We start from the raw sequence: 23,862 nt of genomic DNA, 5'->3' as shown, positions 1-23,862 counted from the left end.
TCACTTACCTGCAACTTTGAATACTTGTAACGGATCATTGCTGCGCGATACAACAAGTATATTATCTTTTGAGGTTTTTATTTTCAGGATATCCCTGATCTCCCCTTCAAGATGAAAGCCTGAGACTTTTGCCGGGACATTTCTGAATCCTCCTTTTCCGTCACCAATAAGCAATGATCCATAACTGGCATCGTATCTGCCTACTTCAGGTTTTACGCTGAACAGATTGCCTCCAAGCAGAATATCAATGATGCCATCCTCATTGTAGTCTTCCGCGTTGGCAGCAAAAACAGGAGAAAACTGAACCTCGACAGGTAACGGTTTTCTGGAAAAATTTCCGTTTCCATCATTAATAAACAGCGAGGTTTCAAGCAGGTATGCATCAAGCTGAATCGAATTCTTTAACAGCTCGGGAGGAAACATATCAGTAATCTGCTGATCTTTATATGATTCGTAAGTAGGATATTTCTTCGCCATATCGGGAATCTGCCTGGTAAGGTCATGCTTCAAAGCCAGCGGATAAGATTTTTCACCGTCATATGTGCTTATTATCTGCTCAGCAGATCCATTGAGGTCAAAATCATTTACATACATAGTGACAGGTTTCTCTTCAGTAGCTTTGAATCTTGAATTTAAACCATGGTTTCCGGCTATGAAATCTATATCACCATCCGAATCAAAATCTGCTGCTTCAAGGCAGTTCCACCAGCCTGATGTCTTTTCGGATCCCATTGCATCCTTTTTCTCTTTAAAAGTACCATTCTCATTAATGAAGATTCTGACAGGCATCCAGTCGCCAGTAATAATCATGTCCTTATCTCCGTCTTTATCAACATCTTCCCATAGCATGTCTCTTATCATTCCTGCATTCTGAAGCTCAGGGGCAACCTTAGAGGTTACATCGGTGAAATTTCCTTTTCCGTCATTTTCCAGAATGTATCCGCTCACAGGTACACCATACAGAAATGGTTTAAGACGGAGCCCCACAAATAATTCAATAACTCCATCTTTATCAAAATCTTCAGCACTTACACAGCCTGTGCTTTCATACTTTCCAGCCGGCAATACCTGATCGGATTTCTTAAACTGGCCTTTGCCATTGTTTATATACAAACGATCGCTTAACGCTGATGAGCTTTCCGGAAATTCATTGCCTCCGCTGGCAACATACAAATCCATATCCTTATCACCATCGGCATCAAACATAGCGCAATCAACTTCCTCAGATATTTTATCTTCTTCAAACAGAGCCTTTTCAACTGTAATAAATGATCCGTTATTCTGCTGAATCATCAAAGCCCCTGGTTCTCCTTTAGCACCGCAAATGTAGATATCATCAAGTCCGTCTCCGTTCACATCTCCTTTGCACATCCCTGGCCCTTCAGTTGAAACCATATGATAGAGAAGCCTCTCCCGTTCAAAATCATTAAAATCACTCTCCCTGTGCACAAAGTTTATCCTGTTCTCGTTTGTAATATCCTCGAAATAAACATTTTGAGAACTAATGAAATCCACTGAATGTATTGTGCTTTTAACCGCATCTTTCTGATGGAGAGTTAATATCTGATCTGTTTTTACATTTGTCAGCACTGTTGTTCTGTCATCAGGCCAATTTACTATAAGTGAATCAACAACTGTAATATTGCCTAGTCCGAGGTTTGGACGGGAATCAACTGTCGATAAATATCCTCTCATTGGCATTTGTTCGAGATATACAATGCTGCCTTTATTCTTCACAGTCACTTTTGCTCCGATTGCTGCAGTGTTGGCACCTTCACCTTTTAATATTATTTTCAGAAAATGATTCTCCGGCATTTTTTGCCTCGATTCATTGCGATAAACATGCATTGGAAGGTTCACATTATTCACTACAAGATCCAGATCTCCATCATTGTCGAGATCACCATAGGCAGCTCCATTTGAAAATCCCGGAGTACCAAGACCCCATGAATCCGCTTCATTTATAAATTTATAATCGCCTGTATTTTTGAATGCATAGCTGGGGATTTTTACTGAAGGTATGGCATCGATAAGTCTCTTGTAATCCACATTTTTTCCTGAAACAATAGACATAACCATGTCACGGTTCGAAAAGAATTGTATATAGTCCTGATCTGTAAGGTCTTTATAGATCCCATTAGCTACAAAAATATCCTTTAAGCCATCATTGTCAAGATCCGCAATCAGTGCTCCCCATGACCAGTCGGTAGCATAAATTCCGGCCAACCTGCCGATTTCACTGAATGTGCCATCACCATTATTCAGCTGCAGAACATTGCGGGTAAACTGATGATGATAGCCGTTTTCAACACTCGATTTATAATTTTCGAGATTATCGAATGTTGTTTTTGTTTTGAGTCTGTCATTATGCTCCGGGAGCATATCAGTTGCAAATATTTCTGGATAATAGTCATTATTTATATCTGCCATATCTCCACCCATAGAGGCAGCTGAAATAGATCTCATCATTTGTGTTAGAGTCTCCCTGAAAGTTCCATCCTGATTATTGATATAAACATAATCCCTCTCAAAGAAGTCATTTGAAACATAAATATCCATCCATCCATCCATATTTATATCACCGACAGTAACTCCCAGACCGAATGCAATCGTACTGCCATAAATTCCGGCAGCCTCACTTACATCGGTAAACTTATTTCCGTCATTTCTAAAGAGTTTGTGTCCTCCGAGTGTATCCCTGACAGATCGTTGATTCTCTTTAAGATTAAAGCTTCCAATTGCTTTTGGGAAGTTTTTCAGAAGATACATATCAAGGTCACCGTCTTTGTCATAATCAAAGAATACTCCCTGTGTAGAGTTTCCCTGTTCATCCAGACCGTATTCTTTTGCTCTCTCTGAAAAAGTAAGGTCTCCGTTATTGATATACAATTCATTTCTGCTCTGTTCTCCGTTCGGACTTCCTGATTTGCAGACATACAAGTCCGTATATCCATCACCATTTACATCTGCAAAGCTTATACCGGTTGACCATCCCTTTCCCTGAATTCCTGAGCTGAGTGATATGTCTTCGAATTTGAAATCACCTTTGTTCAGATAAAGTACATTGGTACCCATATTGGACCCCATAAGGATATCGGGCAGACCATCGTTATTTATGTCATTCAGGGCAACTCCGGCACCATTATAGAAATTACGGAAAGTGTATATATTGAATTTTGACTTTAGCTGCACATCATAGTCAAGGTGATTTACGAAACCGGCCTGTGTAACTTCAGAGGGAAGCAGCGTAAATAACTTATTATCAGCATTCCTGGCAGAATTTTTGCAGGCAAAAAAAATTAGCGGCAGTAATAGCCAGGCAAGCAGAAGTTTTACTTTAACGAATTGACCAGGCCTTATCATCAAATTATTTAAGTTCTTTTATGTTATCAATCGGATTATTTACAACTTTTGAGGAATCTGATGGTTCTTTTTTTACAAGCATATCAGTAAAAACAGCCCAGACATGCAATTCGTCCTCTTTAAATATTGAAATGCGTCTGTTGCCGCTTATGTTAACATATGCCATTCCCTTCTCAGGGTGCTGTACTTCCATAAAATCATTACCATAAACCTGTTTGAACCAACTCAGCACATCAGCCTGCAGCTTCTCGGATGTCAGCTCTTTATTCCAGGGGGCCCATCCGCTGTAAACGAAACGGACAGGCATTTCGGAGATTTTGCTGTTGACAAATGAAGGATAAAAATCCATAGTTGCCGGATATTTCAATTCATTTCTCATCTGATATTCAACAGTGGTGTTTGTACCTCCCTGTTTTATTAAGCCCTTCCTGTTAAGCTGCCAGCATTTAGTGTAGAAATCTTTGTCTGGCATTCCAAGATACAATCCCATGAACAATGAATCACTTCTGATTCCGCTTGCAAGTTCCCGTTTTAATTTTCTCTCATATTCTGCTTTTGGGGAACACCCGGATGTTATATATCCAATAACCATCAGAGAAACAAGCCATAAAACTATTTTTTTCATACTATTTAAGTCAAAATTTATAGAACTGAAAATTATCATTATTTTTTGCAACAACAAGGACCCGGATTCCATTTATATTAATAATTTTCAGGTCGCGGATCTCTCCTTTGATAAAGATCCCTGATTCATTTGCTGAAGTACTTTGGAAAGATCCATTTGATTTACCTTTCAGAAAAAGGCCATAGCCGGCATCATATATTCCTTTTTCAGGTTTTGCCCTGTAAAGGTTCCCTCCTAAAACGATATCACATAATCCATCATCATCAAAATCATTTGCAGAAATGGCATAGACAGGAGTAAACTGAGCCTCAGACGGGAGAGGAGAAAGCTTAAGACTTCCCTTCCCGGAATTGACCATTAGACAACTCTCCATTATCCTGGCACTTAATATAACAGATCTTTTTAATACTTCGGGAGGGAAGATATCTTCAATTGTCTGATCTCTGTAATCATTAAATGATTTATATTTTGTTTCAAGTGAAGAGATTTGCTTCACAAGATCATCTTTCATTGCAGCCGGAAATGATTTGTTTCCGTCGTACGTACAGATAATCTGCTCTGTGCTGCCGTTCAGATCAAAATCATTAACATACATTGTTACAGGCTTTTTGACAGAGGCTTTAAAAAACGAATTTAAGCCCTGGTTACCCAGTATAAAGTCGACATTTCCATCATTATTCAGATCCTTTGCTGTTATTGTGTGCCACCATCCCTGAGTCTCTGATAAATCATACTGCGCAGTTTTATCTATAAAGGTATTCTTGTCATTTATTAAAACTTTTACCGGCATCCAGTCTCCGACAATTACCATATCCAGGTCAGAATCATTATCCATGTCAGCCCAAACCATATCTGTTATCATACCTATATTAACCAATGAAGGTGCTGCTTTCTCTGTGATATTTGAATAATTGCCTTGTCCGTCATTTTCTAAAATATATCCATTTACCGGAACTCCGTAACTGAAGGGGAGCAGCCTAACACCTACAAAAAGGTCAATATCACCATCTTTGTCAAAATCAGCAGGTTGCACACAGGAAGTGCTTTCATATTTTCCATCAGGAAATATCTGGTCTGATTTCGAAAAGTTTCCTTTTCCGTCATTTAAATATAAACGATCACCAAGGGCTGATGAGCTTGACGGAAACTCATTACCTCCGCTGGCAACATACAGATCATTATCCCCGTCTCCGTCAGCATCAAAGAAAGCACAATCAGTATCTTCCGATATTTTGTCGGCCTTAAATAGTTCTGTATTAGTACTTCTGAAATTTCCCGATTCATCCTGCACAAACAATGCTCCCGGTGAATCTTTTGCCCCGCACAAATATAAATCATCCAGGAGATCGCCATTTACATCGCCGACTGCAATATGAGGACCTTCATTTGATATCATCTGAAAAAGCAGGCGGTCACGGTCAAAATCTGAGAAGTCATTTTCAGCATGAGCATAATCCAAACCTCTGATTTGATCAATCTGCTGAAAGACATTATCCTGGTTAATTTCCTGTTTCTGCAAACAACCTGTTTCGGCTTTGCTTTCATCCAGTTTCAGGAACTGATTAGCCTGAACATTTATAAGTTTAGAGCAATTGCCATCTGGCCATTTAACTACCAATGAATCAATCAGAGTTGCTGAGCCCAGACCAAAATGAAGTCTTTTATCAACCGATGACATGAATCCTCTTGCCGGAATAACTTCCCTGTAGTTAATTTTACCCTGGTAGTATAGTGTAACCGAGGCACCTGTTGCGCCACTGTTTTTTCCGGTACCGATCAGTTCCGTTACAAGAAAATTTGTTTCAGATTTCTGATCCGAATCATTTCTGTAAACAAATGGGGGCATGTTTACATTATTTACTATAAGGTCCAGATCACCATCATTATCAAGGTCCCCGTAAGCTGCACCATTTGAGAATGAAGGATCTCCAAGACCCCATAGTTCAGCATTATTTGAGAATGTGAGATTTCCATTATTGTGAAATGCATAGTTTGGGATCTTTACTGAAGGAATCATATCGATGACTTTCAGAATAGCCTTTTCCTCCGTATTTATGATTGACCTCATAACAGACGGGTTTGAATAGATATCAAGGTAATCACGGTCAAGCAAGTCCTTATAAATACCGTTAGCGACGAAAATATCATTCCATCCGTCATTATCAAGATCCATAATCAGGGCTCCCCAGCTCCAGTCGGTGGCACTTACACCACTTTGTCTTCCTATCTCACTGAAAGAACCGTTTCCGTTATTAAGCTGTAATACATTCCTTGCAAACTGGTGGTAATAACCATTTTTAAGCTTCATCTGGTATCTGTTCCAGTCCTCGAACATTACCTTTGTTTTAAGCCTTGAATTTCCCTCAGGAGTCATCTCAGTTACGAATATATCGGGGTATGCATCATTATTAATATCTGCAATATCAGCTCCCATGGCACCAAGACTTGTTTCACGTAGCTGATCTTCAAGAGATTCAGTAAAAGTTCCGTTTCTATTATTTATATACAAATAGTCACGTTCAAAAAAGTCATTCGATATATAAATATCGGGCCACCCGTCTCTGTTGAGATCACCCACACTTACTCCAAGTCCAAAACCAATCTTGCTTCCAAAAATTCCGGCTTCTTCACTTACATCAACAAAGTGGTTACCATCATTCCGATAGAGTTTATTTGCTCCGAGTGAATCGCGGATCTGTCGCTGATCTGGTTTAATGTCAAATTCTGTTACCGACTGAAAAGAATTGTTCAGAAGATAGCAATCCAGGTCTCCATCCCTGTCATAATCGAAGAATGATGCATGATTTGATAATCCGGCATCTGCCAAACCGTACTCTTCAGCCTTCTCTGAAAAAGTAAGGTCTTTATTATTTATAAATAAATCATTATGTCTGTTTGCACTTCCGGGATCTCCTGATTTACAGACAAATATATCCAGCCAGCCATCACCATTAATATCTGTAATACTCACACCTGTTGACCAGGCTCCTGAACATGCCACACCAGCCTGATTTGTAATGTCTTCAAAGACAAAATCACCTCTGTTAATGTATAACTTGTTATCTGCAAGATTACCACAGAAGTAGATATCCGGAAGGCCGTCATTATTGAAGTCACCAATACCAACACCGGCACCGTTGTAAAAATTTCTGTACGTATAGGTGTTAAATTCCTCGGTATATTCAAGTTGGTTTATGAAGTCAATCCTGGTATGCTTATCACTTATTAATGTGAACAATGGCTTTCTAAATGATTTATTATCATCACGATTGCATGACCAGTGCAGAATGAATAAACAGAATATTAACCCAAATTTCAATAATTGTCTTGTTTTAGCCATTCTAAATACAATCTATATCAAAACCAAATTAATTTTTTAATGAACTGCAAGATAAAAAAGAAGAGCAAGCAAATTTAGTACTTGCTTGCTCTTAAATAAATATTGTTTATGTATTATTACTAGTAGCCCGGATTTTGTACAAGATTCGGGTTAGCTGCAATTTTATCCTTATGAATAGGGAAGATTGTGAGGTATGCACCGGTTTTGATAACATCACCAGGATTGTAAAATGGGAGAGCCCATTTTGCAACGTCGTTGTAGAATCCCCAACGAATCAGATCCTGACGCCTGTGGTTCTCTGCGAACATCTCACGGCCAATCTCATTAAATAATTCACCACCTGCAACAACAGGACCAGCCATGTCGTAGCTTAGTTTACCATCAAGAGAAGTGAGGGCAGGTACACCAGCACGGGTTCTGATCTGATTAACAAGTGCTAATGCTGCAGCTGAGTTAGGATCTTTGCGGAAGAGAGCTTCAGCTTTCATAAGAAGTACATCTGCATAGCGGAATACTGCATAGTCATTGCTCATCGCATCAGGGTGTGATCCTAAAGCTATTTCCCACTTACCTACTCTTACACCTGACTGTCTGTAAGCCTGTGGACCTAATTCATTAATCTGTGGCTGACCTGAACCAATGTTACCAAGATTCAATTTGGCTCCGTCAGGGTCTCCAAGGAGTGGAGCAGGAGTACGGGTGAGGTTTGGCTTCTCAAAACCGTCGTCCATAACGAATCCGCCGCTTGCTTTATACTGATAACCTGCAATAAAGTTACCTCTTCTGATAGCAGGACTGGTAAGTGTTCCAGCATCACCTTTTCTGAGGTCAGCATCATCATAGGAATTATAGAATTCTTCAAGTGTGCAGAATCCATTCCATGGCTGTGCAGTAAGATTATAAGTGTCCTGACTGCCATAATGTAATGTACGAACTGCAAGGTTGAAACCTGTAAAGAATACCTGATCGTAAGGAATTGCAAAGATGAATTCTTTTGATCCTGAGTTATTTACATTGAAGTTAGTGAAATAGTTGCTCTCTAGTGTGTATTTACCTGAGTTAATAACTTCGTCGCATGCAGTTATAACCTTATCCCACTCTGCTGTGCCGGAATAAACTGCTGCATTAAGATACAACTTTGCAAGCAGTGTCTGTCCTGCATAATAATTCATACGACCGTAAGTGGTGCCATCAACAGATTTTGAAAGTTTTGGAACAGCAGTTGCAAGGTCGCCGACAATGAAATCATAAACTTCTTTTCTTGATTTTGTAGCAGGAGCGGCGTCGGCCTTTGCAAAATCAGTTACCAATGGAACATTACCATAGAGGTCAATTAGCTGCCAGTAAAAGAAACCACGGACAGTCTGGAGTTCTGCAATATATGCATCGGCAACAGCCTGATCAACCTGTTTGCTTTCAACAAGCGATGTGAATTGGTAAATAAGACGGTTTGTAGTATTTACTCCTCCAAAACCAAAGTTCCAGGCACCATTAACATATCCATCTTCAGTTCCATAGGCATGTAAATGAATCCTTCTCTGGGTACCACCATCATCCCAGTCCTGACCTCTTGTAGGATAAACACCCTCATCAGTACTGCATTCCTGGACATTCATCAGGTCACCGGAAGCATAATCAGCAAATTGAGTATATGCAGCTCCCAATGCGGAGATGAACTCTTCCTGTGTTTTGAAGAAGTTGGCAGGTGTAACCTCGCCATACAGTTCTTCATCAAGCTTGGTACATGACTGTGTAAAAGTAGTCACGATAAGCACAGCTATTAATAATCCTAAATGGACTAGCGTTTTTTTCATTATGTTATATTCTTTCGTTTTCATATCTTATTCATTATCAGGATTAAAAAATAATGTTTATACCAAATGAAGTAGATCTGGTCCTGAACCATGTATTTCTTCTGTCTACACCAGGTATAAGAGGATTATTGCTGTTTTCAATATCTCCATATCTTGGGTTTGGATCCACACCCTTGTAACCTGTGATATAGAATAAATTGTTACCTGCAACATATAACCGGATTTTGCTGAATCCTGCAGTTTTAGGCAGATTGAAATTATAACCTAAACTCAGGTTATCAAGAGAAACAAATGAAGCATTCTCAACGTGATAACTTGAAAGAACGCCTGAAGAGTTATTCAGGAGAACTCCGGTTGAAGCATTTCTCATGTCAGTAGCTGTCTTAGGAAGATTATATGATCCGATCATCCTTGGTACTTCGTAGAAACCGCGGTATGAATTGATAAGATCGTGTCCGAAAACACCACGGAAGAAAACATTAGCATCCCAGTTTTTATAAGTAAACACGTTACCGAATCCAAACTGGAAATCAGGTAATGCATGTCCTACAACCTGACGGTCAAGAGTATTTACGGTTCCGTTTCCGTCAATATCTTCAAAGATAAGGTTTCCGGTAGCATCAATTTCTTTGAAAACCAATGCCCAAAGCTGGCCAATTGGTTTACCTTCTTCAGTTCTTACAAGAGGAACATCGCTCTGACCAGGTGCACCCATACCGCCCATGTCACGTGTTCCGTACTTCAGCTCAGCTCCATTATATGTACCCGAGAGTGAAACCAGGGTATTTGAAAGGGTGTAGGAAGGAGTGAATGTAATGTTATAACTGAAATCACTTTTCTGTATTGCATTAAATGAAAGTGTCAATTCCAGACCGCTACTTTTTATTTCGCCAAGGTTCAAAGTTGCCTGGTTATAGAGGTTTGGAGGAGAAGGTACTTCATATGAGAAAAGCAAGTCGGTAGTTGTTCTTGAATAGAAGTCAAATGATCCGGATAATTTGGATTTGAAAAGAGAAAAATCAAAACCGAAGTCCATTTCACCTTTCTTTTCCCACTTAAGATCTGTATTTGCATTACTTACAGGTGCATAACCAGGAACAAACTCTCCATTATAGAAGAAGTTTCCGCTTGGGCCTAAGCGAAGCAGTGAAAGATAACTGCTGCTTGGCTGGTTGCCTGTTAATCCATAGTTACCACGGATTTTAAGGTTGTCGATAAAACTAACGTTGATTAAACTAGCCAGGTCAACTCCACCACCAACTGCCGGGAACAAACCCCATCTGCTGTCGGCACCAAATCTTGAAGAACCTTCATATCTTGCACTTGCAGTTACAAACCATGCGCTGTTTATATTCAGGTTAACACGACCAAAGAATGCGATAAGCTTATTTGAGTTTTTATAACTGGTTATTTCGCCTAGGCCATTCTTGAAATCGAGAGCCGCACCGAGGTTGTTATAAGTAAATGCATCTGTAAGAAAATCCCCGCCGTTGGCCCTGAAACCTTCATATTCAAAATCCTGATAAGAATAACCGCCTAAAGCACTTAAACTGACCGAAGAACTGATTTCACCATTATATTTTGCGGTTGTTTCAAAAAGTGTGCTGGTAGAGCTGTTGATATTTCTTACAGCCCTTCCGTTTCTGTCTTTTCCCTGCCAGAAGCTATTCTTATCATAGTATTCACCCCTTAAAGAGGTATTGCCCTGAAGTGAATAAAAAGCATCAAGTGTTAATCCTTTAACCAACTCATAGCTGCCTCTTAAAGAAACGTTCATAATCCTGTCTTTCCCGTTATTGACGTTCTGCTCAAGTATCTGAACAGGATTGTAATAATCATAAAGAACCTGTTGGAAATATCCGTCATATTGTGTAAAAGCGGGATCTGTACTTCTGACAGGTGCAGTCGGATTGTATATAGTTGCATATCTGAAAGCATCTGAAAATCCAAACTCAGCATCTTTTTCTGTTGCGCCAAGATTAACATCAAGTGTAAATTTGTCATTAAGAGCTTTTTGTGTAATATTTATCCTGCCGTTAATCTGAGAGTAACCTGTATTTATCATTACACCCTGAGCATCGCGATAGTTAACAGAAGCCCTGTAAGTAGAATTTCCGGTTCCTCCTGACATTGCTAAATTGTGTACCTGTGAGATGGCAGTATTTGTAGTTTCATCGAACCAGTCTGTGCTTGCTCCGAAATCGGTTCCAAGACCTGTCTCGGCAGAAAGTGCTCTCCACTCAGCAGCGGTCATCACAGGTTGAAATTTTGCAACCATTTCAGCAGTTACATAGGCATTATAATCAATAACTGTTGTTCCTTTTTTACCCTGTTTGGTTTCAACAAGTATAACACCGCTGGAACCTCTTGTACCATAGATAGCTGCAGCTGAACCATCCTTCAGAACGTTAATTGATTCAATGTCATTAGGGTCAACGTTATCAAGAGAACCTCCGATAACACCGTCAATAACAACAAGGGGACCTGTATTAGCTCCGATTGTGCTTAATCCTCTGAGCCGGATGTTGTACCCTTCATTAGGGTTACCTCCGGGCTTTGTTATGGATAATCCGGACACTTTACCCTGGATCAGCTGAACAGGACTGCTGACATTTCCTTTGTTGAACTCATCTGATTTAACACTTACTATAGAGCTGGTTACTTCTCTCTTCTTCTGAGTTCCATAACCTACAACTACAACTTCTCCTAAAGCACTTACTGCAGATTCCAATTCAACATTAATAGTTGTCTGGGTTCCAACAGTTACTGACTTAGGTGTGTAGCCGATTGAAGTGAAAACAAGAATTGCATCAGGACCCGGCACTACAATGCTGTAATTTCCAGATCCGTCACTCATTACTCCGGTTAATGTTCCCTGGACAACGATATTTACACCAGGAAGTGCTCCTTCAGATGCTGAAGAAACATTACCTTTAATAGTAATTTGCTGAGCAGTGGCCAAACCAATTGTAAAGCAAAACAGGAAAAGAGTAAGAAAACTTCTCCTCCATAGAAAAACAGAATTTCTCAAGGTTCCCATAGTTGGATTCATTAAGTTAGTTAATTAGGGTGTATAAATATTTAATATTGAAAAGTAATAGATTCTGATAAAAGACGACTTGCAGATCATTCCGGTATTCTAAAAAATTTCACCATTTAATCATTCAACTATCAAAACTAATATGATTATATCTAAAAACAAAATTAAAACCGAATTAAAATCGAATTAAATTTAACTTTTTTTTAACAATCGGTTTTTGGTTAATTAGTTCCTGCTCTCTTCATAAGATCCCCTCCACATACCAAGATTCGTTTGTCATCCCGAATTCCGAAAAACCGGAGCTTGCGGAGGTTTGGAGGAATGAGGGATCTTCGGGCCTAAGCAGGAATGATATCCCTAATACTCATATATTCCTATTATAAAAAATGGCATCAGATCTCATTAGGTTTTTAAAAAACGGTAAGCTATATTTGCGATAACATCAACCTTCAAATTAAAAATTACTCGAATAACGTAACTAACTAATCTTAAAAAATCAACAATGAAAAAACTAATGTTTACCAGCTTATTAGCTTTTATTTGCTTAATAAGTTTTGGACAGGCTCAGCAGACTGCAACGACTGAAAAAAAGTATCCTGTACCTGAACAGATGAAACCGGGAATGACTGAAATATGGGAGCCCGAAGTGAAAATAATTCAGCCGGGAACCACAAATTCAGATGCTCCTTCTGATGCAATAGTATTATTTAATGGTACCGATGTTAGCTCAGAATGGTCCGACATGAAGGGAAACCCTTCAAAATGGATCGTTAAAGACGGTGAACTTATAAGTGTAAGAGGAGCCGGTTATATTAAATCAAAAAGAACATTCTCAAATTTCCAGTTGCATATTGAGTGGAAAACTCCATCTGATGTTTCCGGTGAGAGCCAGGGCAGGGGTAACAGCGGGGTCTTTCTGCAGGAACTCTATGAAGTACAGGTACTCGACAGCTACAATAACAGAACTTATCGTAACGGACAGGCTGCCAGTTTATATAAGCAGTATCCTCCTCTGGTAAATGCATGTAAGAAGCCTGGTGAATGGCAGACATATGATATAATTTATACTGCTCCGATTTTTGGGAATGATTCTACAGTCTATGTTGTACCACCAAGGGTTACAGTACTTCATAATGGGGTCCTGGTACAGAATAATGTGGTATTGAGAGGACCAACTGAATATATAGGTATACCTGAATACTTTATTAAGAAACATGGTCCGGGCAGTGTAGCTCTTCAGGATCATGGTAATCCCGTAGCTTACAGGAATATCTGGATCAGGGAGCTGTAGTTAATGCTGTATGTTTTAAAATATGTTGTTATAAGTTCATACTTATTATATAATTATTAATTTTATAGATCAAAAAAAACTTTAATCTACCTGACAATGAAAGAAAATTCAAAACACATTACACGCCGGTCCTTCATAGGAACAACCGGTGCTGTTGCCGCAGGTCTGACTATAATCCCAAGCTCTGCAGTCAGTGGCCTTGGCCACAGGGCTCCCAGTGACAAGCTTAATATTGCTGTTGTTGGTATCGGAGGTATGGGTAATTCAAACCTGAAAGCAGTTAAACCAACAGAGAATATTGTTGCTCTCTGCGATGTTGACTGGGGTTATTCAAAACCGGTTTTTGATGCAAATCCTGAAGCTAAAGCTTACTGGGACTGGCGAAAGATGTATGATGAAATGGGAAAATCAATTGATGCAGTTATAGTTGCAACAGCTGACCATACTCATGCTATCGTTGCCGCCACAGCAATGACTATGGGAAAACATGTTTATGTTCAGAAACCATTAACTCACTCAGTATATGAGTCAAGGTTACTTACCAAACTTGCTGCAAAACATAAAGTTGCAACACAGATGGGTAATCAGGGTTCATCAGGTGAAGGTGTGAACCTTACAACTGAATGGATACAGAATGGTGAAATTGGCGAGGTAAGAAAAGTTGAAGCTTTTACTGACCGTCCGATATGGCCACAGGGACTCAATGTTCCTAAAGGTGAATGGGTTCCTGATACACTTAACTGGGATCTTTTCATAGGACCAGCTCCAATGCGTCCATACAATGCCGCCTATACTCCATGGAACTGGAGAGGCTGGTGGGACTTTGGTACAGGTGCACTTGGAGATATGGCTTGCCACATTATGCATCCGATCTTCAAAGGTCTCAAATTGCAATATCCTATCAAAGCTCAGGGAAGTTCAACATTACTCCTTTCTGATTGCGCTCCAACTGCACAGATGGTGAAACTTGTATATCCTGAAAGAGTTACTCCAAAGAATGCAAAAGTTAAATTACCACAGGTTGAAGTTATCTGGTACGATGGCGGTCTTCAGCCGGCAAAACCAGCCGGATGGCCAGCTGGTAAAAACATGAACGACCAGGGTGGTGGTGTTCTCTTCCACGGAACAAAAGATACACTCGTTTGCGGTTGCTACGGTGTAAATCCTTGGTTATTATCAGGCCGTAAGCCTGAGGTTCCAAAAACAGAGCGCAGAGTTGAAGGTTCAAAACATGAAATGGACTGGGTACGCGCTTGCAAAGAGTCTCCGGAGAGCAGGGTAGAAACCAAATCTAACTTCTCAGAAGCCGGACCATTCAACGAAATGGTTGTTATGGGCGTTCTCGCTGTAAGACTGCAGAGTCTTAACAAGGAACTTGAATGGGATGGTGTAAATATGAAGTTTACCAACATTACAGCTGACGAAAAGATTAGAATTGTCCTCGAAGACAAATTCACGATCACAGACGGACATCCTTCATTCCAGAAGGTATATACCCAGCCTGTAAGTGCAGTAGAATTTGCTGCTCAGATGGTTAAACATAACTATCGCAAAGGCTGGTCATTACCTGAAATGCCTGCTTAAGCAGTTTTTATTATAATAGAAAAGGCTGAATCTAATGATTCGGCCTTTTTAATTTCTCGCTAAGGCGCCAAGGCGCTAAGAATAGGGTTTCGTGTTTTTTTATCTTTGCGACTTTGCGTCTTTGCGAGAAATTATAATCCCTTTAAACCAATTTCCCCTGCTACTTCCCGCATTCCCATAATACAGTCTGTAATCAGATCATCAAGACTAACTCCAAGCATCTCAGCTCCCTTTTCAATGACTGTCCGGTCAACTCCAGCAGCGAATTTCTTATCGTTCCACTTCTTCTTCACTGATCTGGCTTCCATGTCAAGCACGCTTTTCGATGGTCTCACTAATGCACTGGTTGCAACAAGTCCTGTCAGCTCATCAACAGCATATATTGTTCTTTCAAGCAATGATTCCGGTTTTACATCTGAGGCAAGTCCCCAGCCGTGACTTAACACTGCCCTTATGTATTCCTCAGGCCAGTTATTCTCCCTGAGGATCTTTTCAGTCATAGTGCAGTGTTGTTCAGGGTACATTTCATAGTCAAGATCATGTATCAGTCCGACAATTCCCCATTTCTCTTCATCTTCACCGGCTTTTCTTGCCATATATCTCATAACACCTTCAACAGAAAGTGCATGTTTTAAAAGACTGTCTGATTTATTGTATTTTTAAATAAATCGAAAGCTGTTTCTCTAGAGGGTTTTATCTCCGGCATCTTTTGATCGCTATTTTATCTTTAGTACAGGGATTGTCTTATTTATAACTGCACCTCTGATATTTAAATAGTAAACAGCAGGTGCCAGGTGTATATCGGGGAATAAGATAGTATTCTTGCCAACAACTACACTTTTTTCAAAGTCATGTAGTTTTCTGCCAGATACATTTGTGAGGGATATCCGTAGTTTTTCAGCCAACTGTGAATTGATGTATATGGTAAACTCATTCGCAATCGGATTAGGGAAGACACTTAAAGTCTCATTCAGCTTTGTGTTTTCAATTTTCAGTTTTATGGTGTCATTCTTAAGGTAGTCATCCTTGTTGTCGTAACCATAAACAGAAATGTTGTAGATCCCATATTTCTTCATGTCTGCCGGAACTGTAAACGAAACTGTAACAGTATCACCATTAGGTATAAGCTGATTATTAAAGGTTTGGAGGACAGGTTGTTTGCCGTTAATTGAATAGGCAAGATTAAAACTGTTTAATATATCTTTTCCTTCATTAAGGACCTTAACACTTATTGTCTCCATTCCGAATTTTTCTTTCTCCACCGGTTCGGATAATTTAGCAACGTGAAGATCTTTCTGGATGTAACTTACATATCCGTTTACCGCAAAATCTATCATATCAAGATAGGCACAATCTGTCCCTCCCGAAACTGACTGATCCTTTTTATACTTCCATTCCATCTTATTAAGTCCTGCCGGAACTGCAACAACTCTCTTTGTCCACGGAACTTCGCCTGATCTTTTAAAGATCTCTTTATCGTTCAGACTGAATGACAGATAATCGTAATTTGTTTCAGATGATACTTTGTAGTAAAACTTAAGTGAATCGGCAGTTGTATAAACGGTTTTGATTATAAGGGATGTAGTGCTGTTGTGGGATATTGCACCGGATTTTGCTGATATAATCCCGTCTGCGGAACTTGTCGAGCTTATTGTCCATGGAATCTGGCTTATATTTATCCATGGAAATATAGTGAAAGATGACGCTTCAAAACTCTCCCTGATCCTTCCAACACGGAATGCAAAATCTTTTTTGATAAGGAACGGAGTACAATCCAGTGTCGAATTAACTGAAACATTATATCCCGAAGGAACTGTTTCTGCTAATTTTACAAGTACAGGAATATCAGTAATTTGTCCATACTTCAGAACTCCAGAATTCTTGCTTGGCTCAAGTATTGTTATCTCACTCATTAGGCTTGAAATACTGAACTGCCCTGAAATATCGCTTGAACCCTGATTTTTTACTCTGAAGATAAGATTGAAAGTTTCACCAGGATCAGCAATGTAATCTCCGTCGCCGATAGTTTTGTCATCCATTATACAACTGATAATCTGGAGGTCAGGCGAATGTATCGATATTTCAGTTGAATACTGTTTTTCCGTTTTATTGTCCTTCAGCATAATCCGAATTGTGGCAGCCGATAAATCAGGAACATTTCCCTTAACCGTTATCTTCAGTTTGTCGGACAGAACTATCTGCGAATTCGCCAGCAGGGTGCCTATGTATGCTGAATCGGTATTGATTGTTAGCCATTCTGATGCAGATGATATTTTTGCATATACTCCGGTTGCATCTGTAAGTCCAAGGTTGCCGACAGTAAGTTTCAGGTAAAAGGTCTCAGAATAATCTGCCCTGAGATTATTATTTCCAAGAACGTCATTAATGCTGGTTGATGTTAAATTCAAAAACTCCTTATTTACTGTTGAAAAGCGTACTGTCTTGATAATGGGATACCTGTTCTGACCCGTCACCACAATCAGACATGAATCATTTGATAGTCCGGGCATTTCCAGGACAGCAGAACCGGATGCGCTTGCATAAGAGGCATCCCATAATACGCCTGCACGTGAAACAGCAATATATGCAAACGGCTCTATATTAAAAGTCATTGATTTGATTCCGTTTGGCAGCGTATCAGGAATTGTAAATGTAAACGATTTTGGCTGACCAATAATTGGAATCAGACTTGGATCGCCAATAACGTTGTAGGTCTCCCAGTAGTACTTTTTCCTCGCAGAGGTGCTCGCACTAACAGAAAGGTTTCCTGCATAATTGATTTGACCCAGAGTGTAATACCAGTTTGAAGGAGATTCAGAATGTGTATGGAACAACCGGTCAAAAGCACCTAATCCGGTACCTGCATAGGTGGGATCGGCCGAGATGGTACCAATGGTGCCTACCGACCAGTAATAGTCCTCATCCCAGTATGAATCGTTGGAGCATCCTATGAAGCCTATCGCTCCCTTATTTTCCGACAGAACCATCCTGTTGCCGAGTGAGTATTTTGTGCCAAATGCACCGGTTCTGCAAGCATTGCTAATTATAAGCGGGTACATATCTTTGTTCTTTAGCAGGGCTGTGTCTGCAACTTTGAACTTCAGATGAAGCCATTCATTCTCAACGCCATGACCAGTATAGTTTATAAAGGAGGTGCCTTTATTGATAAGCTTGATAATTGAATCTTTTTCGGTATCAAGTGCTGATGGATAATAAAAGTGACTCTCTTTTATACTTGTCTGCGCAGCCAGATAATTTGTTACAAGATATTTAAGCTGGCCATTCATATATGTTGCATATCCGGCATCTGAGCCGGCAGCAGCAATTGCACCATAGTAAAACTTATTTGTTGGTACAAACTGAAATTTCTCATACTGAATTATTTTGCCAAGTATTGATTTCAACTCGGTTGTGTCGGCAACAGGAAGTCTTCCGACATGCATCTCAGGTATGTAATCGCCATTCCCGTCATACTCGGCATAATACATGTCAGTAATTTGTCCGGTGCCGTAATATGGTATTCTGTTTATATCACCGATAATCAGAAGATAGTCAGCAGCCGGATCAGATTCTGTTGCTGCATTATATATTTTAGTAAGCGTATCTCTCAGTTGGGTATAAGTATTTCCTGCCAGTCCGGTCCCTTTGTATAATACCTGTACCCTGAATCCTTTCTGAGTCTTCCATTCAACAAACGGCTTAATATGTTTCTTAAAAGCAGTATCGGTTAAGATTATCATTTTTACAGGCTTATCAGTGAATCCGGGAACAACTTCTCCAGGATCTGCAGCCATAACACTTTCAGAAAGGGATTCAACTGAGGAAGATGATTCAGATATCATTGATTTCGAGAAGGACACCTCTGATAATGTAAAAAGGATCTCAATCTTCATTGAAGTAATTACCTCAAGTACATTTGATTTAGGGTTATATCTGACAGGAGATATAATAAGGTTTGCCAGATTCCTGTTCCTGACTGTGCCTATCTTCTCAATACTTACTGTGTCCGAGGCAATTATTCCTTTTGTCTCATATGCAGACTTATCAAAAACAAATCGTTTTTGATTTCCCGGGGAAGTTTTAGCCTCGCTCTCCTGAGCAGGATAAAGAAGTCCGCTGATTTTTTTTCCTGAAGGTTTTATTCTGGTTGATCTTACTTCGGAAATCTTGATGAAGTAATCAGTTCCATCGGGTATGGTAATGAGCTTACTGTAAACCGGTAGCTCAGGTCTCCCAGGTTTTACTGTTGGCATATGCCCGGGAATAGCAACACGATAAAAAGTACCGGCTTCATTGCTAATATTTTCAATATTGATTTCCGGTGCTGAGTAGTTAATAATGACAGAATTGTTTAAGAAGCGGACATTATTCTCCTGCAAATTGCCATTTAACTGGTATTTGACACTTCTTTCTGCCTGTCCGCCGGCTGATGCTGATAAAAGCAGAAAAACTGCTAACAAAGTAGTCTGTTTATTTCTCCCTAAACGCATCAATGTTAATTAATTAACACAATAACCTAAATTCTGATTGCAATTTACCAAAAATTAAAGAAAGAACGATTGTATCCTTAATAAATTTGATTAAAACATAAAATTCGTATTTTTATAGTGGATTTCGTAACGTTAACGAATCTTACCTTATATGAATAGGATTGTAATAGTATTTATTCTTCAGAGTTTATTTATTAGTTTATCGGGACAGGTTAATAAATATGGGGTTCCTATTATAAGAAATTACAGTACCCAGATGACAAGTGGTTCAGAACAGAACTGGTGCATTGAACAGGATCCTTTTGGGAATGTATATTTCGGTAATCAGGATCGCGGAGTGATTAAGTACGATGGTACTCAATGGTCACAGATTATGATTGGTAATAATCCCAGGATATTCTCACTTACATCTGACTCCAGAGGTGTGGTATATGTAGGAGCTGCTTTTGAATTTGGCTATCTGCAGCCTGACATGAAAGGAAGAACTGAATATATCTCACTTGCAGCACGTGTGGATTCAACTCCTGAGATAAGATATATCTACTCAACTATTATATCTGATAACAAAGTCTATTTTCAGGGACCAAAGATGATTTATATCTATGATATTAATAATGATTCACTTGTTAAAATAAGTCTTAAGGAATATAAGCTTATTGATGCAATAAGGCTTGTTAAAATTAATGACAGACTGATTCTTGCTGACAACCTGTCGGGCCTCTTTGAACTGAAAGACAATACAATCTCTCCGTTGCCGGGAGGTTATTTCTTTAAAAAGATGGCTTGCACTGTATTGTTACCATTTGATAAAACCAAAATTCTAATTGGAACTTTCTATGACGGGCTTTTTCTATATGATTATACTACAGGTGAAATAAATAACAGTTTCATCGATGGTAAGCTTAACGGAAAACTTAAAGAAGTTAGTATTTATGCCGGTTCTATTCTGGCAAATGATTTATTTGCCATAGGAACAACAAATCAGGAGGGTATACTTATTTTTAACAAAACAGGAGCTCTTGTCCAGCAGATTAAAAAGGAGAATTCTGATCTTGGCGACAATACTATTATTGCAATGCATTGCGATCCTCAGAGGAATTCTGAATTATGGATCTCCACTCAGGGAATTATAAGTAAAGCATATTTGAATATTCCATTGACTCATTTCGGTGAGAAACAGGGAGTTAGTTCGGGGTTGAATCACGTAACAGAGTTTAACGGAAGTATTTACCTGGCTACAGATGCCGGAATTCTGAAAAGCAAGCTGAATAGTGAAAATGAAATTGTATTCGGAGAGGTATCGGGAACAAATACGCAGGTTTTTCCACTTGATTATATCAGATCTGCTTCCGGTGATTTTCTGCTTGCTGGTTCGTTGAATGGTATCCTTCAAATATCGAGAAATGATTTTGTCACCAGAGTTGAACAGAATTGTCTGAATCTTCCACATAAAATACTTAAATATAATGCGAGCAGATTTCTTCAATCCGATTCAGATCCTTCAGTTGTATATGTTGGTCTTATGAACGGAGGAATCGTTGTACTTAAGTATAGTGGTTCGAAATGGTCTTACATAAGCTCTCTGAAGAAAATTTCAGGTGTTATATCGGGCATGATAGAAAAAAAGGAGGGAGGACTCTGGTTTTTTACTGACGACCCGAATTCACTTTTTTCTGCTACTTTTCTGACAAATGATACCCTTCTGACTGAATATGGCCCTGATAAAGGAATCCCGGATTCAGATATCAGTTCAATTAATACCATTATGGGTGAACTGTATGTAACCACTTCAGCTGGAATACTGCGTTATGACAAAAATTCCGATAGGTTTGTCAGCGACAATGCTCTTACAGGGGGGTACTCACAAGGCAGGAATGTCTCAAATCTCTACATCGACTCTGATCAGGATCTATGGTATAGCGGAATTGATAATGGCGTAACCGAATTGCTCTTCAGAAAAAACAATAATGCTGTTGAAAGTTATTCCGGAGTCCTGAAGTTGCTTCCCAATATTACGATGCTTGATATAATGGATATCGATAGCAAAATATATATGCTTAAATCGAAATCCCTCTTCGTTGCAGACAAGTCAAAACTACTTGAAGATACCACCAGGGTAAAAACATCTTTTGTCAGAATAACCGCCGGAACTGATTCTGTGGTAATGGAAGGTACATTCTATAAGACAGATAATAAAAACAGGAGAATCCCGGTAATCTCAGGCTCTGTTACTGAAGTGCCTGAATTTGGGTATGATATGAATGAACTCAGGTTTGAATGGACAACTCCAAATTTCACTGAAGAGCTGCTGATAGAATATAGCTATAAGCTTGAAGGTTTTGATAATGATTGGTCAAAATGGGAGGGAATCTCTTACGGGAATACTATGGCCGCCCAGTATTCCAAAAAAGAGTATACTAATCTTCCTTTCGGTAAATATTCATTTAAAGTCAGGACAAAAACACTTACCGGCCTTACAGGCAGCAGTGAACTTAGCTATGATTTTATTATACTTAAACCCTGGTATGCCACTTTACTAGCCTATGTAGGCTTTGCGCTTATAGCATTTCTTCTTATCGTGGCATTAATTAAAGCATATACACGAAAGCTTAAAAATGAAAACATAAGACTTGAAGGTATAGTGGCTGAAAGGACTGCTGTAGTTGTTAAGCAGAAAGAAGAACTTGAATCAAGCATACATTATGCAAGCAGGATTCAGATGGCCTTGCTGCCATCGGAAGCAATACTTTCAGAGAATATTAAAAACTATTTTGTTCTGTTCAGACCAAGAGATATAGTGAGTGGCGATTTCTACTGGATGACTAAAAGGGGCGAACGTCTTTATATTGTTGCAGCTGACTGTACTGGCCATGGCGTACCCGGAGCATTTATGAGTTTGCTCGGAATGTCATTTCTTGATGAAATAATTGACAGGGAGATCACTTTAAGTGCTAATACCATTCTGAGGGAGTTACGGCTTCATGTTACTGAATCATTAAAACAGGTTGGAAGTGATGATGAAGCAAAGGACGGGATGGATCTGGCACTTCTTGTAATTGACTTTAATGCTAAAAAAGTAGAGTATTCAGGTGCCTATAATCCGTGTTTCAAAGTAAGAAGACTTACTGAAGAGGAGTCTAATATGAGGCAGACTGACACCTCAGATGATGCAGATGGCTCAATGTCAGATGGTAAGTATATACTTGAAACAATAAGAGCAAGCAAGATGCCAATAGGGATCTCATCAAAAATGAATGAAGAATTCGTCTTCCATGAAGATCCGCTGGAAAAGGGAGTATCATATTACTTGTTTTCAGATGGCTATATTGACCAGTTTGGCGGACCTAACGGAAGAAAATTCATGAAGAAGAACTTTAAGAAGTTTATTCTCGGAATTCAGGATTATTCCATGACAGAACAAAGAGATCTGCTTGAAAAGAATCTTCTTGAATGGAGGGGACTCTCACCACAGATTGATGATATCCTTGTAATGGGTATAAGAATAGACTGAACTATGAGAACATAATACAATCTGATTGTTTTAAATAAATATTAATAATATATGATAGACACACATACTCCCGGAATAAAAAAGATATTCTTAACATTAATAATTGCAGTTATGACCATTTCAGGGTTTTCTCAGGAGCCTCCTGCATATGATAAACTAAATACATCGGCAGGTATTGTTGAAATGCATTTTATCGGGCATGGATCTCTGATGTTTAAAATAAATGGTTATATCATTTACATCGACCCCGTGCGCAGCGCTGGAAATTATGATTTCTTCCCAAAAGCCGATATTATACTTGTAACACATGAGCATGGAGACCATCTTGATGTAAATCTTATCGATACCCTCAGGAAACCCGGAACTCTTGTTTTATTGAATGGCAACTCATCTTCTAAAATTCCATGGGCAATGGTTATGAAGAGCGGAGACAGACAGGAATTCAACAATATTGTCTTCGAAGCAGTACCTGCTTATAATATTGTTAATGAACGTTCACCCGGGCAGCCTTTCCATCCAAAAGGAGCAGGATTAGGCTATATCCTGACAATTGGCGGAAAAAGAATTTATGTTGCCGGCGACACTGAAAATATACCTGAAATGAAAGCCCTTAAGAACATTGAGGTAGCATTTCTTCCAATGAATCTGCCATATACAATGACACCTGAGATGGTTGCTGACGCAGCCCGTGCTTTCAGACCAAAAATTCTGTATCCATATCATTTTGGTGAGACAAAAACAGATTTGCTCCTGAGTTTGTTAAAAGATACAGGCATTGAAATAAGAATCAGGAACTTACAGTAA

At 39.3% G+C, this 23,862-nt stretch carries 11 protein-coding genes; 4 read left to right on the top strand and 7 right to left on the bottom strand.

The genetic code is table 11. The features are described 5' to 3' along the window. From IPJ16_11945 to IPJ16_11925, 5 genes are all read right to left on the bottom strand, one after another. Positions 1-3,363, bottom strand: a complete 3,363-nt coding sequence (locus IPJ16_11945) for a VCBS repeat-containing protein (GenBank protein ID MBK7627880.1) — start codon at positions 3,361-3,363, stop codon at positions 1-3. Positions 3,364-3,367: 4 nt separating this feature from the next. Then, positions 3,368-3,988, bottom strand: coding sequence for a hypothetical protein (locus tag IPJ16_11940; GenBank protein MBK7627879.1), 621 nt, complete (start codon positions 3,986-3,988; stop codon positions 3,368-3,370). Positions 3,989-3,998: 10 nt separating this feature from the next. Further along, a complete protein-coding gene (locus tag IPJ16_11935) occupies positions 3,999-7,328 on the bottom strand; it encodes a VCBS repeat-containing protein (GenBank protein MBK7627878.1) in 3,330 nt (1,109 codons plus the stop codon). A 119-nt stretch (positions 7,329-7,447) separates the two neighbouring features. Then, entirely contained in the window at positions 7,448-9,142 is a 1,695-nt protein-coding gene (locus IPJ16_11930) for a RagB/SusD family nutrient uptake outer membrane protein (GenBank protein ID MBK7627877.1), read from the bottom strand. Between the two features lie 43 nt (positions 9,143-9,185). Further along, positions 9,186-12,194, bottom strand: a complete 3,009-nt coding sequence (locus IPJ16_11925; GenBank protein ID MBK7627876.1) for a SusC/RagA family TonB-linked outer membrane protein — start codon at positions 12,192-12,194, stop codon at positions 9,186-9,188. A 490-nt stretch (positions 12,195-12,684) separates the two neighbouring features. On the opposite strand from IPJ16_11925, the gene IPJ16_11920 reads away from it, so the two are divergent. Together IPJ16_11920 and IPJ16_11915 are read left to right on the top strand one after the other, a co-directional pair. Further along, a complete protein-coding gene (locus IPJ16_11920) occupies positions 12,685-13,473 on the top strand; it encodes a DUF1080 domain-containing protein (GenBank protein ID MBK7627875.1) in 789 nt (262 codons plus the stop codon). 96 nt (positions 13,474-13,569) lie between these two features. Then, entirely contained in the window at positions 13,570-15,057 is a 1,488-nt protein-coding gene (locus IPJ16_11915) for a Gfo/Idh/MocA family oxidoreductase (GenBank protein MBK7627874.1), read from the top strand. 131 nt (positions 15,058-15,188) lie between these two features. Here IPJ16_11915 and IPJ16_11910 read toward each other — a convergent pair whose 3' ends face one another. Further along, on the bottom strand, positions 15,189-15,662 hold the full coding sequence (locus IPJ16_11910; protein MBK7627873.1) for a hydrolase: 474 nt from the start codon (positions 15,660-15,662) through the stop codon (positions 15,189-15,191). A 111-nt stretch (positions 15,663-15,773) separates the two neighbouring features. Further along, on the bottom strand, positions 15,774-19,517 hold the full coding sequence (locus tag IPJ16_11905) for a T9SS type A sorting domain-containing protein (protein ID MBK7627872.1): 3,744 nt from the start codon (positions 19,515-19,517) through the stop codon (positions 15,774-15,776). A 181-nt stretch (positions 19,518-19,698) separates the two neighbouring features. Here IPJ16_11905 and IPJ16_11900 point away from each other — a divergent pair, with 181 nt between their 5' ends. Both IPJ16_11900 and IPJ16_11895 read left to right on the top strand, forming a co-directional pair. Next, complete coding sequence (locus tag IPJ16_11900; GenBank protein MBK7627871.1) at positions 19,699-23,058, top strand: SpoIIE family protein phosphatase; 3,360 nt, start codon at positions 19,699-19,701, stop codon at positions 23,056-23,058. 111 nt (positions 23,059-23,169) lie between these two features. Then, the gene (locus IPJ16_11895) at positions 23,170-23,862 is read left to right on the top strand and encodes an MBL fold metallo-hydrolase (GenBank protein ID MBK7627870.1); all 693 of its coding nucleotides are present in this window, start codon (positions 23,170-23,172) and stop codon (positions 23,860-23,862) included.

Source organism: Bacteroidales bacterium (assembly GCA_016709865.1).
Classification (GTDB): domain Bacteria; phylum Bacteroidota; class Bacteroidia; order Bacteroidales; family VadinHA17; genus LD21.
Note: the sequence above shows the minus strand (reverse complement) of the source record. Positions and strands in the feature narration are given on the sequence as shown.